Raw genomic sequence first — 13,547 nt, 5'->3', positions numbered from 1 at the left:
CCCTCGCGCGACCGGAACTCGCAATCAGTCGCTACCCAAGTGCAGTCGCCCGCCGTAGCCCCTCGCCGGCCGCAGCCTGTCCGCTTGGCGTCACCGGTCCACGCTCAGTCGCGGTGGGCGGGGGCGGAGGCGGTGACGGGGAAGGAGGATGGCGGTGTGAGGTGGGCGGCGGCGAAGGCGTCCTCGATCGCCGCCGTGACGCGGTCGACGTCTGCCGCCGGCACGAGGGAGATCGCGGAGCCGCCGAAGCCGCCGCCGGTCATCCGCGACCCGAGGGCGCCGTGGGCCATCGCCGTGTCGACGACGAGGTCGAGCTCGGTGCACGACACCTCGTAGTCGTCGCGCAGCGACTCGTGCGAGGCCACGAAGGTCCGTCCGACCGCGGCGAGGTCGCCCTCGCGCAGCGACGACACGACCTCGTCGACGCGAGCGATTTCCGTGACGACGTGGCGGGTGCGTCGACGGAGCACCTCGTCGGGCAGCAGCGCCAGCGTCTCGTCGAGCGGACGACCCACGACCTCCCGCAGCGTCTCCACGCCGAGGATCTCGGCGGCCTGCTCGCACGACTCGCGGCGCGCGCCGTACTGCCCGTCGGCCAGGGCGTGGCTCGCGCGGGTGTCGGTCACGAGGAGGACGACGTCGTGCGAGGTGAGGTCGAAGGGCACCTGCTCGGTGGTGCCGTCGAGGCAGTCGAGCCGGAGGGCGTGCCGCTCGGTGCAGTGCATCGCCGCGGCCTGGTCCATGCCACCGGTCGGCGCACCCGCGATGTCGTTCTCGGCCCGCTGGCAGGCCGCGGCGAGGACCCGGCGACCGTCGGACGAGTCGAGCAGGCCGAGGCCGAAGAGGTCGGACGCCGCTGCGGCGACGGCGCACTCGAGCGCCGCGGAGCTCGACAGGCCGGCCCCGAGGGGCACCTGCCCGTCGACGACGACGTCGAGGCCGCGGACGGCATTCCCGTCCTTGCGCAGGGCCCACACGACTCCGGCGACGTATGCCGTCCAGCCGGCTGGGTGCCCCTCCGCCACGTCGTCGATCCTCACCTCGACGGACGAGTCGTCCTGCAGCGAGTGGATGCGGAGGAGGTCGTCCTCACGGGGGGAGGCGGCGCACCGGGTGCGGTGCGGCAGGGCGATGGGCAGCGCGAGGCCACCGTTGTAGTCGGTGTGCTCGCCGATGAGGTTGACCCGTCCCGGTGCCGACCAGACCCCGTCGGGGGCGTGGCCGGTCAGAGTCATGAACGCGTCCTGGAGGCGTGGCACGCCTGTGAGTCTAGGGCGGGCCACCTGACACAATGACGCGCATGCCCGCACCCGACCGCGCTTCGGCGGCCCCCCGGATCCTCTCCGGGATGCAGCCCACCAGTGACTCGCTCCACCTCGGCAACTACCTCGGGGCGCTCGTCAACTGGGTGAAGCTGCAGGACGAGTTCGACGCCTTCTACTTCGTCGCCGACCTGCACGCCCTGACCGTGCCGACCGACCCGGAGGTGCTGCGCCACCGCACCCGGGTCACGGCCGCGCAGTTCCTCGCCGGCGGCGTCGACCCGGAGCGGTCGGCGGTGTTCTGCCAGAGCCATGTCAGCGAGCACGCCGAGCTGGGGTGGGTGATGAACTGCCTCACCGGCGACGGCGAGGCCCGGCGAATGACCCAGTTCAAGGACAAGGTGTCCAAGGGCGGCAATGCCAGCGTCGGCCTGCTCACCTATCCGATGCTCATGGCGGCCGACATCCTCATGTACGACGCGGCCTATGTGCCCGTCGGCGAGGACCAGCGCCAGCACCTGGAGATCACCCGCGACCTCGCCGAGCGGTTCAACACCCGCTTCGGTGAGGGCCTCGTCGTCCCCGACGCCTACATCGTCAAGGGCTCGGCCAAGATCATGGACCTCCAGGACCCGACCGCCAAGATGAGCAAGACCGGCTCGTCGCCCAAGGGCCTCATCGACCTCATGGAGGATCCGGCGAGGATCGCCAAGAACATCCGCTACGCCGTCACCGACACCGAGGCCGAGGTCCGCTACGACGTCGAGCACAAGCCCGGCGTGTCCAACCTCCTCGTCATCCACTCGGTGCTCTCCGGGACGTCCGTCGAGGATCTCGAGTCGTCCTTCGCGGGTCGCGGCTACGGCGACCTCAAGAAGGAGGTCGCGGACGTCGTGGTCGGCGCCCTCATGCCGTTCCAGGCGCGGATGCGCGAGCTCCTCGACGACCCCGCCGAGCTCGACCGCATCCTCGCGTCCGGGGCCGACCGGGCGCAGGTTGTGGCCCGAGCCACCATGCAGCGGGTCCGCGAACGCGTCGGGCTCCTCCCGGCCGCCCGATAGGGTCGCCCGCGTGCCCAGTCACGGCGTGGCCATCACCGTGCCCGAACCCCACGGGTCGGTGCTGCAGGACGCCCGCGAGCGCTTCGGTGACCCGCTCGCCCGCTTCATCCCTCCGCACGTGACGCTGCTGCCGCCAACCGAGATCGGCGACGGGACGCTCGAGGCGTTCGAGGACCACCTCGGTGACGTCGCCGCGACGCACGCGCCCTTCCGCATGACGCTCTCGGGGACCGGCACCTTCCGCCCGCTGTCACCGGTGGTCTTCGTCCAGGTGTCCTTGGGGATCTCGCAGTGCGAGCTGCTCGAGCGCGACGTGCGCAGCGGACCGGTCGAGCGTCACCTCGAGTTCAACTACCACCCCCACGTCACGGTGGCCCACCACCTCAGCGAGGCCGACCTCGACACCGCCTTCGACGAGCTCGTCGGCTTCCGGTGCAGCTTCGAGGTCGGCTCCATCGAGCTGTTCCACCAGACCGACGACGGGGTGTGGCGACCCCGGTCGACCTTCGCCCTCAAGGGTTGAGCATGGACAGGGTCAAGGCTCTCTGGGCGCGGCTGCAGCGGACGAGGCTGTGGAAGGCGTGGAAGCGCTACGGCGAGTCGCGCGGCAACCTGCTCGCCGGCGGGGTCGCGTACTTCGCGTTCTTCTCGATCTTCCCGGTCGTGGCACTGGCGTTCACGGTCTTCGGGGTCCTGCTCCAGGACAACCAGCAGTGGCTCGACCAGATCAAGGACTACCTCAACGACACCCTGCCCGGCTTCGTCAAGGAGGGCGACGAGGGGCTCATCCCGATCGAGGCGCCCGGTGGCGGCGCGTTGACGGTGACGGGCCTCGTCGGTCTCGGCGGCCTGCTCTTCGCCGGTCTCGGCTGGCTCGGTGCGCTGCGCGACGGCGTGCGCACGATCTTCGGTGCGGAGGGCGCGCCCGGCAACGTCGTCACCGCCAAGCTGCGCGACCTCGGCGTGCTCGTCCTGCTCGGGCTCGCGATCCTTGTGTCCGCCGCCGTGACCGGGGTCGCGAGCGCCCTGACGTCGTGGGTCGCCGAGGCCATCGGACTCGGTGAGCAGCAGTGGCTGCTGCGTGCGGTCGCCCTCGTCATCGGCGCGCTCCTCGACGGGTTCGTCGTGCTCGTCATGCTGCGTCTGCTGTCCGGGGTCGAGGTGCCGTGGCGCGGGCTCGTCGGCGGCGCTGTCGTCGGCGGCATCGGCATCACCCTGCTCAAGGTGCTCGGCACCACCCTCATCGCCGGGACGACGGACAACCCGCTGTTCGCGTCCATCGCGCTCGTCGTCGGCCTGCTCGTGTGGCTCAACTTCATGTCGCGGATCATCCTGCTGTCGGCGGCGTGGTCGGCGAACTCGCTGGAGTCCGACGCCGCGGAGCACCTGTCCGAGGGGGAGCGCGCCAAGCTCGTCGAGGGTCCGGAAGTGCCGCTCTCGGCGGCCGTCGACCCCGACGTCCCGGACCCGGTGTGGCTCGGACGAGCGCCGGAGTCCCCGGGGTCCCCGGGGTCCCCGGCGTCCCCGGAGCCCGGCCCGTACACGGGGAAGGTCGTGGCGCCGGCGGCGCGGCGCACCGACGACCGGGTCAACCTCGCCCTGGGCGCGGTGCTGGGTGCCGCCGCTGCCACCGGCCTGGGCATGGCCGGGCGGCTGATGCGCCGCGTGATCAGCGGGCGCTGAGGAGCGCTCAGGTGGTCCGCAGGACGCTCGGGGCGGCTCGGTGCAGGGCGTCCCGCCAATCGGGGAGTGCGTCGATGCCCGCCGAGGCCCACATGTCGTGTGCCAGGACGCTGTAGGCAGGACGCGGCGCCGGAGTCGGGAAGTCAGTCGTGCTGATCGGCTGCACCCGCTCGGGGTCGAGCCCGAGCTCCTCGAGGACCGCCCGGGCGAACCCGTGCCACGAGGTCTGCCCGGCAGAGGTGCCGTGCCACGTCCCGAACGGGGCCCCGGCCTCGACGAGGCGGAGGATGCCCGCGGCGAGATCGGCGGTCCAGGTCGGCTGCCCGACCTGGTCGGCGACGACGGTGAGGGTGTCGCGTTCGGCGGCGAGGCGCTGCATGGTCGTGGCGAAGTTCTTCCCCCCGGCGCCGTACAGCCAGGCCGTCCGCACGATCCACGACCCTGGGCACTCGGCCCGGACGGCCCACTCGCCCGCGGCCTTGGTCCGCCCGTACGCCGACAACGGCGCGACCGCAGCGTCAGCGGCATACGGGGTCGAGCCGGAGCCGGCGACGACGTAGTCGGTCGAGACGTGGACGAGGCGAGCCCCGTGTCGGTGTGAGGCACGCGCGACGTTCGCGGCGCCCACCGCGTTGACGGCGAAGGCCTGCGCCTCCTCCGTCTCGGCCCGGTCGACGGCGGTGTACGCGGCGCAGTTGACGACGACGTCGTGGCCGGCCACCGCGGCGTCACACGCTGCACCATCCGTGATGTCGAGGTCGGCGTGGCGCACTCCCGTGACGTCATGGCCGGCGTCCACGAGCTGGGGGAGGAGGTCGTGGGCGAGCATGCCGCCCGCCCCGGTGACGAGCCAGCGCGCCATCAGCGGGGGACGATGCTCTGGACGGCGGCGTACTTGGCCTCGGTCGCGTCCTTCTGCGGGCGCCACCAGTCCTCGTTGTCGCGGTACCACTCGATCGTTGCGGCGAGTCCCTCACGGAAGCTGGGGTACTCCGGCGCCCAGCCGAGCTCGGTCCTCAGGCGGGTCGGGTCGATGGCGTAGCGACGGTCGTGCCCGGCCCGGTCGGTGACGTGGTCGTAGTCGTCCGCGTCCCTGCCCATGAGCTCGAGGAGGTCGCGGACCACCGTCTTGTTGTCCACCTCGCCGTCCGCGCCGATGAGGTAGGTCTCGCCGACATGCCCCCGCTCGATGATGGTCCAGACGGCCCGGTTGTGGTCGTCGACGTGGATCCAGTCGCGGACGTTGAGGCCGTCGCCGTAGAGCTTGGGACGGATGCCGTCGAGGACGTTGGTGATCTGGCGCGGGATGAACTTCTCCACGTGCTGGCGTGGACCGTAGTTGTTGGAGCAATTCGAGATCGTCGCGGCGATGCCGAACGAACGGACCCATGCGCGCACGAGCAGGTCGCTGGCGCCCTTCGTCGAGGAGTAGGGGCTCGACGGGTTGTAGGCCGTGGCCTCGGTGAACCGGACGGGGTCGTCGAGGTCGAGATCCCCGTAGACCTCGTCGGTCGAGACGTGGTGGAACCGGGTGCCGTGGCGGCGCACGGCCTCGAGCAGCGTGTAGGTCCCGATGACGTTGGTGTGCACGAACGGCCACGGGTCCGTCAGGGAGTTGTCGTTGTGCGACTCGGCCGCGAAGTGGACGACCAGGTCGGCGTCGGCGACGAGCCGGTCGACGAGCGCAGCATCCGTGATGTCACCCTCGACGACGTGGACACGAGACCCCAATTCGGCCAGAGAACCTCGCGACCCCGCATACGTCATGGCATCGAGAACGGTGATCTTGACGTCGGGCCGGATCGCAAGGGTGAGATGGACGAAGTTGGACCCAATGAATCCGGCACCGCCGGTGACTAGTGTGCGCACGGGCCTCAGGCTAGCGACGGTGGCAGGCGTTGGCCCCACGCGGGCAGTCGCTAGGGTTCCTGCCATGAAGGGGATCATTCTCGCGGGGGGCTCGGGCACGCGTCTGCACCCGATCACCCGCGGCATCAGCAAGCAGCTCATGCCCATCTACGACAAGCCGATGATCTACTACCCGTTGTCCACGCTGATGATGGCGGGCATCCGCGAGGTCCTGCTCATCACGACCCCGCAGGACCGCGACCAGTTCGTGCGCCTCCTCGGTGACGGCAGCGACTGGGGGATCGAGCTCTCGTATGCCGTCCAGCCCAGTCCCGACGGCCTCGCCCAGGCCTTCGTCATCGGCGCCGACTTCATCGGATCCGACTCCGTGGCGCTGGTGCTCGGGGACAACATCTTCTACGGTGCCGGGCTCGGGCGATCGCTCCGGACGCTCGCCCAGGTCAGCGGCGGGCACATCTTCGCCCACCACGTGGTCAACCCCACGGAGTACGGCGTCGTGGAGTTCGACGACGACGGCCACGTCCTCTCCATCGAGGAGAAGCCGGCCGAACCTCGGTCGGCCTACGCCGTGCCCGGCCTCTACTTCTACGACAACGACGTCGTGAGGATCGCTCGTGATCTCAAACCCAGTGCGCGGGGAGAGCTCGAGATCACCGGCGTCAACGACGCCTACCTGCAGCGCGGTGACCTCGCGGTGACGGTGCTGCCGCGCGGCACCGCGTGGTTCGACACCGGGACCTTCGAGGGGCTCATGGACGCGAGCCAGTTCGTCCACCTCATCGAGGCCAGGCAGGCCACGAAGATCGGGTGCGTCGAGGAGATCGCCTGGCGAGCGGGTTGGATCGACGACGAAAGCTTCCGCGCCCTCGGTGACGCCCAGGTGAAAAGTGGCTACGGCGGCTACATCCATGCGTGCCTCGAGCACGGCAGGGAGCTCCCCTGATGCAGATCGAGCCACTCGCGGTCGAGGGCGCGTACGTCGTCACGCCGCGGCAGATCGCGGACGACCGCGGACGCTTCCTCGAGTCCTTCCGCAGCGACCTGCTGGTCGAGCGCCTCGGCCACCGGCCGGACATCGTCCAGACCAACGTGTCGGTGTCCTCGAAGGGGACCGTCCGCGGCATCCACTTCGCGGACATCCCGCCGGGCCAGGGCAAGTACGTCACCGCGCTCACCGGATCCCTCGTCGACTACGTGGTCGACGTCCGCGTCGGCTCGCCCACCTTCGGGCAGTGGGACTCCGTGCTGCTGGACACCGTGGACCGGCGCGCGGTCTGGATCGGCGAGGGGCTGGGGCACGCCTTCCACGCGCTCGAGGACGACACCACGGCGATGTACCTCGTGACCGCCACCTGGAACCCCACCGGTGAGCACGGCATCCACCCGCTCGACCCGGCGGTGGGGCTCGACCTCCCCGCCGACCTGGCGGTGACGCTCTCCGCCAAGGACGAGGCCGCTCCGTCGCTCGCCGAGGCGGAGCGGATGGGTCTCCTGCCGACGTATGCCGCGTGGCAGGCGCACATGGCCTCGCGCCGAGGCTGAGTCAGGCCGCTCGCGCCGTCCGCTCCGAACGTCCGGCCCGCGCCACCTCGTAGTGACCGACGAGCTGCTCGGTGAGCGACTCCCACGAGCGCCCGCGCACCGCCTCCTCGGCGGCCGCCCCCATCGCCACACGCCGGTCGCGGTCGGCGACGAGCGCGACCACGTGGTCGTGCAGCGACCCCGGCCGGTCCGGGTCGAAGAGCAGTCCGGTGCGTCCGTGGTCGACGAGGTCGAGCGGCCCGCCCCGGGCCGGAGCGACGACCGGCACCCCGGACGCCGCCGCCTCCTGGAGGGTCTGGCCGAAGGTCTCGCGGGTGCCGGTGTGCACGAACACGTCGAACGCGGCATACGCCTGCGCCAGGGACACGCCGCTCTGGCGACCGAGGAAGAGCGGGGAGCGGTTGGGGCGACCCGGCATGGTGGCGACCGCCTCGGTGAGCAGGGCGCCCACCTCGGCGCGGCTGGGCCCGTCGCCCACGATGACGAGCCGGGTCCCCGGCAGGCGCGCCACCTCGGCGAGCCGCCACAGCTCCTTCTCGGGCGCGAGCCGACCGACGTAGCCGAGGAGGACCTCGCCGCCCGGTGCGAGTGCCCGGCGCAGGGCGGCACCGTCCGGGTCGGTGCGCCAGCGCGGCGAGAACAGGGTCGTGTCGACACCGCGCCCCCAGAGGTCCGTTCGGGGCACGCCGCGCGCGCGGAGCTCGGCCAGGGTCGCGCGGGAGGGCGCGAGGGTGAGGTCCGCGTGGCCGTGCATCCGGCGGATCCAGTGCCACGACGCCTCGGCCGCACCGGTCCCGAGGCGACCGGGTCCGTGCTGCGCGAGGTAGCCGGGCACGTCGGTCTGGTAGATCGCGACGGACGGTGTGCCGGTGCGGTGGGCGAGCTGGAGGGCGCGCGCCCCGAGGACGAACGGCGACGCCGCGTGCACGACGTCGGGGGCGAAGTCGTCGATGGCCCGACGCAGCGCCGGCGTCGGCACGCCGGTGGGGAACTGGCGCACGGAGAACGACGGCAGTCCGCGCACGGCGAACCCCTCGAACGACTCCGGGGCCGGCCCCGGCGCGATGATGAGGGCCTCGTGGCCGAGCGTGCGCAGGCCCTGGGCCACCCGGCATACGCTCGTCGTCACGCCGTTGAGCGTCGGCAGGAACGACTCCGTCACCAGGGCGATGCGCACGTCCCCACGGTCGCGCGCACGGGTGCCGCCGCGGCGGCGGGCGCTGGTGGGTCGGGTGAGCAGTGCGTGAACGTCAGACGCCCGGGAGCGTGACGAGGTAGACCTCGCCGCTGCCCGTCACCGAGACCTCCTGGTCGCGCGCGGAGAGGTATGCCGCCCGCACCGGTCCCAGGTCGAGGCTCGCCCCCGCGGTGGTCAGGGTGACCTCGCCGTGGAGGCAGAACACGATGCGCGGCGTGCCGTCACCGGGCAGGACGACGTCGGCGGGGGCACTGAGGCGGCGCAGGGCGAACCGGTCGGACCTGCTGGGGAAGCGCACCGTCGCGGGGAGCCGGGGATCGGGCTCGGCGTGGCCGACGCAGCCGTCCTCGTCGGGGTCGACGATGCGCAGCAGCTCCGGCACGTCGACCTGCTTGTGGGTCAGGCCCGCCCGGACGACGTTGTCGGAGTTGGCGAGGACCTCGATGCCGAGACCGCTGACGTAGGAGTGGAGGACCCCCGCGGGCACGTCGACGTACTCGCCCGGCTCGAGCACCCGGTGGTACATGAGCAGGAGGACGGCGATGCCGATGTCGTCGGGGTGGTCCTCGGCGACGTGGGCGATGGCGGCGCACTGGTGGCCCTCGTCGTCCGGGCTGGCCGACGCCCGGACGCAGGCGGCGACGAGCTCGCGGACGAAGCCGACGTGCTCCTCGGCGGGCACCGCGAGGATCGAGCGGAGCAGGGCGTGCTCGGGGCGCGGCTCCCGGGCGGCCGCCTCGACGAGCGAGGTGAGCCGCGCGACGCCGAGCCGCTTCGCCAACGCGCTCACCTCGTCGTGGGTGCGCATCCCGACGAACACCGTGAAGGGGGCGATCGCGACGAGCAGCTCGGGCTTGGCCCAGTCGTCGACGTAGGTCGCGTCGCCGTCACGCTCGCGCACCTCACGGGCCTGAGCAGCGCTGGGGTGGGCCTGGATGGAGATCGCCCGGCCCGGTGCCAGCACCTTGAGCAGGAACGGCAGCCGCCCCTCGAAGTCGGCGGCGCACCGCTCACCGAGCTCGGCGACCGGGTCCTTGCGGATGACCTCGGCCAGGGTGGTGGCCACGCCGTCCCTCGTGATGCCGGAGGGGCCGCTCTCGTGGGCGCCCATCCACAGCTCGGACTCGGGCTCCGCGCTCGGGATGGGCCGGCCCTGGAGGCTCGCGATCGACACGTGCGATCCCCAGGCGTCGGTGAAGAGCACCGGCTCCAACAGATCCATGCAATGACCTTTACCCAGGGCGACGTGTGTTGACTCGGCACGGAGCCTAGTCGTCGCGGGTTGGGCAGGCGGCCGGGTTGCCGTGACTACGCTGACGCCATGGCAGAGATTCCGGGGTTCTGGGCCGTCATCCCCGCGGGGGGTGCGGGGACGCGGCTGTGGCCGCTGTCCCGGGCGGGCCACCCGAAGTTCCTGCACGACCTCACCGGCTCGGGGAGCAGCCTGCTGCAGCAGACCCTCGACCGCGTCGCGCCGCTCGTGGGGGAGCGCGTCGTCGTCGTCACCGGCACCGCGCACGCCGCCGCGGTGCGTGAGCAGCTCCCCTCGCTCGGTGACGGCCAGGTCCTGGCCGAGCCGGCACCGCGCGACTCGATGGCGGCGATCGGCCTCGCCGCCGCGTTCGTCGAGGCCCGTGACCCGGAGGCGGTCATCGGGTCGTTCGCCGCCGACCACGTCATCCCGGACGCCGAGGCCTTCCACCGGTGTGTCGCCGAGGCAGTCGACGTCGCCCGGGACGGGCTGGTCGTGACGATCGGCATCGAGCCGACCCATCCGTCGACCGGCTTCGGCTACATCCAGATGGGGTCCGCGATCGCCGGGGCGCCCACCGCCCGACGGGTGCGCCAGTTCGTCGAGAAGCCCGACGCCCGGCGCGCCACCGCCTACATCTCCACCGGCGAGTTCCGCTGGAACGCAGGCATGTTCGTCGTGCGAGCCAGCGTCCTGCTCGACCTGCTGCACCGGTGGCACCCCGAGCTGGCCGACGGTCTGCGAGCCATCGCGGCCGACGCCGGCCGGCTCGACGAGCTGTGGCCGACCCTCGAGAAGATCGCCATCGACCACGCCGTCGCCGAACCGGCGGCGGACATCGGGGTGGTCGCCGTCGTGCCCGGTGACTTCGCGTGGGACGACATCGGTGACTTCTCGAGCCTGGCCGCGCTGCTCCCCGCGCCCGGGAGCGGTCCGCGGGTGCTCGGCGACGCGTCCCTGGTGCACTCGGTCGACTCGACCGGGCTGGTGTCCCCGCGCGGCGGCCGGCCCGTCGCCGTCGTGGGGCTCGAGGACGTCGTCGTCATCGACTCGGGGGACGCCGTGCTCGTCACGACGCGGGAGCGGGCCCAGGACGTCAAGCACATCGTGGAGCAGCTCAAGGCGCTCGGACGCACCGACCTCACGTGAGCTCGAGGTCGCGGCGCCGGTGGGCCCACAGCCCGACCGCGACCAGGGCTACGGCGAGGAGGAGCTCGGCTGCCCCCGGGCGTGGGTCGATCGAGGATCCGGGCACCCCGGGGAGGTGCCAGAACGGTGAGAGCCCCTGGAGGGCGTCCGGCAGCCGCAGCGTCTGGCCGAGCAGGACCTGGAGGCCGGAGACGAGCGCGAGCGCCCAGGCGAGGAGGGGCGAGCGAGGTGCCAGTCCGACCACCGCGGCGGCGAAGCCCACGACGACGAGGACGGCCGGCAGATAGGTCAGCTGGTGACCCACGGTGGCGAGCGCGGTGTCGGCACCGCCTCCGCCGAGCACGTACCCGGCAGCGAGACCGGCGCCCATGAGCACGGCGAGGACCGCGGAACCCACGGCGGCGACGACCACGACGGCACCCATCCACTGCGTGCGGGAGGTCCGGGTCGCGAGCACGTGCTCGACCCGCTTGGACTCCTCCTCGGTGCGCACGAGCAGCACGGCGCTCACGCCGTAGCCGGTGCCGATGACGGCGAGGAAGAGCAGGACGTATCGCAGGAAGGCCTCGACGATCGCGCTCTCGGCGTCCGAGCCGGCGCCGATGTAGTCCGCGATGTCGGGGTTGCTCTCGAGCAGGTCCGGGACGGTCGGCACCACCGCGCCGTAGACCATGGCCAGCAGGGTGAGCCCGACGCCCCACCCGATGAGGCGGCCGCGCAGCAGTCGGGTCGCCAGGCCCAGCGGCGAGGCCAGGGCGGCCGATGCGCGCGGGTGCCCGGGCCGCGGGTGGATGAAGCCGCCGGCGAAGTCACGCCGGGTCGTGAGGTGGGCGGCCACGCCGAGCAGGGCGGCGGTCGCGACGACGAGGAGGGCTGCCGGCCACCAGCGCTCCTCGCCGAAGGAGTTCATCGCCTGCGCCCAGCCGAACGGTGAGAGCCAGACGGCGGCGTTGTCCTGCATGGCCCCCAGGCCGCGCACGAGGTAGCCGACGGTGACGGCCCCACCGGCTATGGCGAGTGCGCCCCGGGCGGATGTCGACAGCTGTGCGGCGACGAGGGCGATCGCGGAGTAGCAGACCCCGAGCAGCGCCAGACCAGCTCCGTAGACGATGCTCCCGCTCGCGTCGAGCTCGGCGCCGAGCATCGACCCGGTCGTGACCAGGCCGACGAGGACGGCGGCGAGGACGCCGTAGCCCAGTGCTGCGACGGCGGCCGCGTGCCGACCGAGGACCGTCGAGCGGAGCAGCTCGGCGCGCCCGGACTCCTCCTCGGCGCGGGTGTGGCGGACGACGAGGAAGGTCACCATGAGGCAGATGCCGATCTGGGCGACCTGGGAGATCTCGTTGGCGGTGATCCCACCGATGGTCTCGATGCCGGTCTGACGCCCGGACATGAGCAGGCTGACAGGGCTGGCGCCCACGGTCGCCGCGTAGCCGGCGACCTTCTCCGGGGTGTCGTAGAAGCCGGGCACGGCGAGTGCGCTCGCGGCGATGAGCCCCCCGAGGCCGAGGGTCCAGGCGGGCAGACGCACCCGGTCGCGGCGCAGGATGAGGCGCGCGAGGTGGCCGGTGCCGGTCAGCCCACCGCTCATCGCGCACCGTCACCGCGCGTCGGGGCCTCGACCTGGATCTCCTCCCCGTAGTGGCGCAGGAAGAGCTCCTCCAGCGTGGGTGGGTGGGCGGTGAGCGAGCGCAGGCCGAGGCGCGACAGGGCCGCAATGACCTCGTCGAGGTCGTCGGAGTCCACGTCGAAGGTGACTCGGCCGTCGTCGAACTCGGGCTGGTGGACCCCGCTCATCGCGGTGAGCGACGTGGCGGGCGCGGCCGTCTCCGCGGTCACGGTCGTCCGGGTGAGGTGGCGGAGGTCGGTGAGGCTTCCGGACTGGACGACGCGCCCGTGCTTGATGATGCTCACCCGGTCGCTCAGCGCCTCGGCCTCGGCGAGGATGTGGCTGCTGAGCAGGACGGTCGCCCCACCGGCCTTGACCTCGTGGACGCAGCGCTGGAACTCCGCCTCCATGAGCGGGTCCAGCCCCGACGTCGGCTCGTCGAGCAGGAAGAGCTCGGCCCGTGACGCGAACGCCGCGACGACCGCGACCTTCTGCCTGTTGCCCTTGGAGTACGTGCGGGACTTCTTGCTCGGATCGAGGTCGAACCGGTCGAGCAGGTCTCGTCGCCGGGCCTCGTCGAGCCCACCGCGCATGCGGGCGAGGATGTCGATGATCTCCCCCCCGGTGAGGTTGGGCCACAGGGCCACCTCACCCGGGACGTAGGCGAGCCGACGGTGCAGCTCGGTCGCGTCGGCCCAGGCGTCCTGCCCGAAGAGCCGGACGTGACCGGAGTCGGCGCGCAGCAGCCCGAGCAGGATCCGGACGGTCGTGGACTTGCCCGACCCGTTGGGCCCGAGGAACCCGTGGACCTGGCCCTGGGGGACGACGAGGTCGAGGCCGTCGAGGGCCGTCGTCGAGCCGAAGGTCTTGCGGAGGTCGCGGGTCTCGATGACCGTCACGATCCCGAATCTACTCCCGGGTA

General features: G+C 72.1%; 13 protein-coding genes. 6 read left to right on the top strand and 7 right to left on the bottom strand.

What is annotated here, in order from left to right:
* Positions 1-104: 104 nt before the first annotated feature.
* Positions 105-1,259: a galactokinase gene (gene galK / locus N801_RS03635; RefSeq protein WP_035932968.1), complete on the bottom strand. Its 1,155-nt coding sequence runs from the start codon at positions 1,257-1,259 to the stop codon at positions 105-107.
* A 32-nt stretch (positions 1,260-1,291) separates the two neighbouring features.
* Here galK and trpS point away from each other — a divergent pair, with 32 nt between their 5' ends.
* The 3 genes from trpS to N801_RS03620 are packed head-to-tail and all read left to right on the top strand — an operon-like array spanning position 1,292 to position 4,006.
* The gene (gene trpS / locus N801_RS03630) at positions 1,292-2,323 is read left to right on the top strand and encodes a tryptophan--tRNA ligase (protein WP_035932965.1); all 1,032 of its coding nucleotides are present in this window, start codon (positions 1,292-1,294) and stop codon (positions 2,321-2,323) included.
* A 10-nt stretch (positions 2,324-2,333) separates the two neighbouring features.
* Positions 2,334-2,846, top strand: a complete 513-nt coding sequence (locus N801_RS03625) for a 2'-5' RNA ligase family protein (RefSeq protein ID WP_035932962.1) — start codon at positions 2,334-2,336, stop codon at positions 2,844-2,846.
* A gap of 2 nt (positions 2,847-2,848) precedes the next feature.
* Positions 2,849-4,006, top strand: a complete 1,158-nt coding sequence (locus N801_RS03620; protein WP_035932959.1) for a YihY/virulence factor BrkB family protein — start codon at positions 2,849-2,851, stop codon at positions 4,004-4,006.
* Positions 4,007-4,013: 7 nt separating this feature from the next.
* On the opposite strand, the gene rfbD is transcribed toward N801_RS03620, so the two are convergent.
* The gene (rfbD, locus tag N801_RS03615; protein ID WP_035932955.1) at positions 4,014-4,868 is read right to left on the bottom strand and encodes a dTDP-4-dehydrorhamnose reductase; all 855 of its coding nucleotides are present in this window, start codon (positions 4,866-4,868) and stop codon (positions 4,014-4,016) included.
* Positions 4,868-5,875 carry a dTDP-glucose 4,6-dehydratase gene (rfbB, locus tag N801_RS03610; RefSeq protein WP_035932953.1) on the bottom strand — a complete coding sequence of 336 codons (1,008 nt, stop codon included), beginning with the start codon at positions 5,873-5,875 and terminating at the stop codon, positions 4,868-4,870. The genes rfbD and rfbB overlap by 1 nt, the downstream gene beginning before the upstream one ends.
* Positions 5,876-5,939: 64 nt before the next feature.
* Here rfbB and rfbA point away from each other — a divergent pair, with 64 nt between their 5' ends.
* Together rfbA and N801_RS03600 are read left to right on the top strand one after the other, a co-directional pair.
* A complete protein-coding gene (rfbA, locus tag N801_RS03605; protein WP_035932951.1) occupies positions 5,940-6,818 on the top strand; it encodes a glucose-1-phosphate thymidylyltransferase RfbA in 879 nt (292 codons plus the stop codon).
* Positions 6,818-7,417: a dTDP-4-dehydrorhamnose 3,5-epimerase family protein gene (locus tag N801_RS03600; RefSeq protein WP_035932947.1), complete on the top strand. Its 600-nt coding sequence runs from the start codon at positions 6,818-6,820 to the stop codon at positions 7,415-7,417. Before rfbA ends, N801_RS03600 begins: the two co-directional genes overlap by 1 nt.
* 1 nt (position 7,418) lies before the next feature.
* On the opposite strand, the gene N801_RS03595 is transcribed toward N801_RS03600, so the two are convergent.
* A complete protein-coding gene (locus N801_RS03595) occupies positions 7,419-8,594 on the bottom strand; it encodes a glycosyltransferase family 4 protein (RefSeq protein ID WP_035932944.1) in 1,176 nt (391 codons plus the stop codon).
* Between the two features lie 73 nt (positions 8,595-8,667).
* A complete protein-coding gene (gene manA, locus N801_RS03590) occupies positions 8,668-9,837 on the bottom strand; it encodes a mannose-6-phosphate isomerase, class I (protein ID WP_035932940.1) in 1,170 nt (389 codons plus the stop codon).
* A 99-nt stretch (positions 9,838-9,936) separates the two neighbouring features.
* Here manA and N801_RS03585 point away from each other — a divergent pair, with 99 nt between their 5' ends.
* Positions 9,937-11,016: a mannose-1-phosphate guanylyltransferase gene (locus N801_RS03585; protein WP_035932937.1), complete on the top strand. Its 1,080-nt coding sequence runs from the start codon at positions 9,937-9,939 to the stop codon at positions 11,014-11,016.
* On the opposite strand, the gene N801_RS03580 is transcribed toward N801_RS03585, so the two are convergent.
* Complete coding sequence (locus N801_RS03580; RefSeq protein WP_052112557.1) at positions 11,009-12,607, bottom strand: ABC transporter permease; 1,599 nt, start codon at positions 12,605-12,607, stop codon at positions 11,009-11,011. The two genes, N801_RS03585 and N801_RS03580, sit on opposite strands and share 8 nt — an antisense overlap.
* Positions 12,604-13,527: an ABC transporter ATP-binding protein gene (locus tag N801_RS03575; protein ID WP_245618200.1), complete on the bottom strand. Its 924-nt coding sequence runs from the start codon at positions 13,525-13,527 to the stop codon at positions 12,604-12,606. Before N801_RS03575 ends, N801_RS03580 begins: the two co-directional genes overlap by 4 nt.
* Positions 13,528-13,547: the final 20 nt, after the last annotated feature.

Origin of the sequence: Knoellia aerolata DSM 18566 (assembly GCF_000768695.1) — a bacterium.
GTDB lineage: Bacteria > Actinomycetota > Actinomycetes > Actinomycetales > Dermatophilaceae > Knoellia > Knoellia aerolata.
The sequence above is the reverse complement of the archived record's forward strand: the minus strand, read 5'-3'. Positions and strand labels throughout refer to the sequence as shown.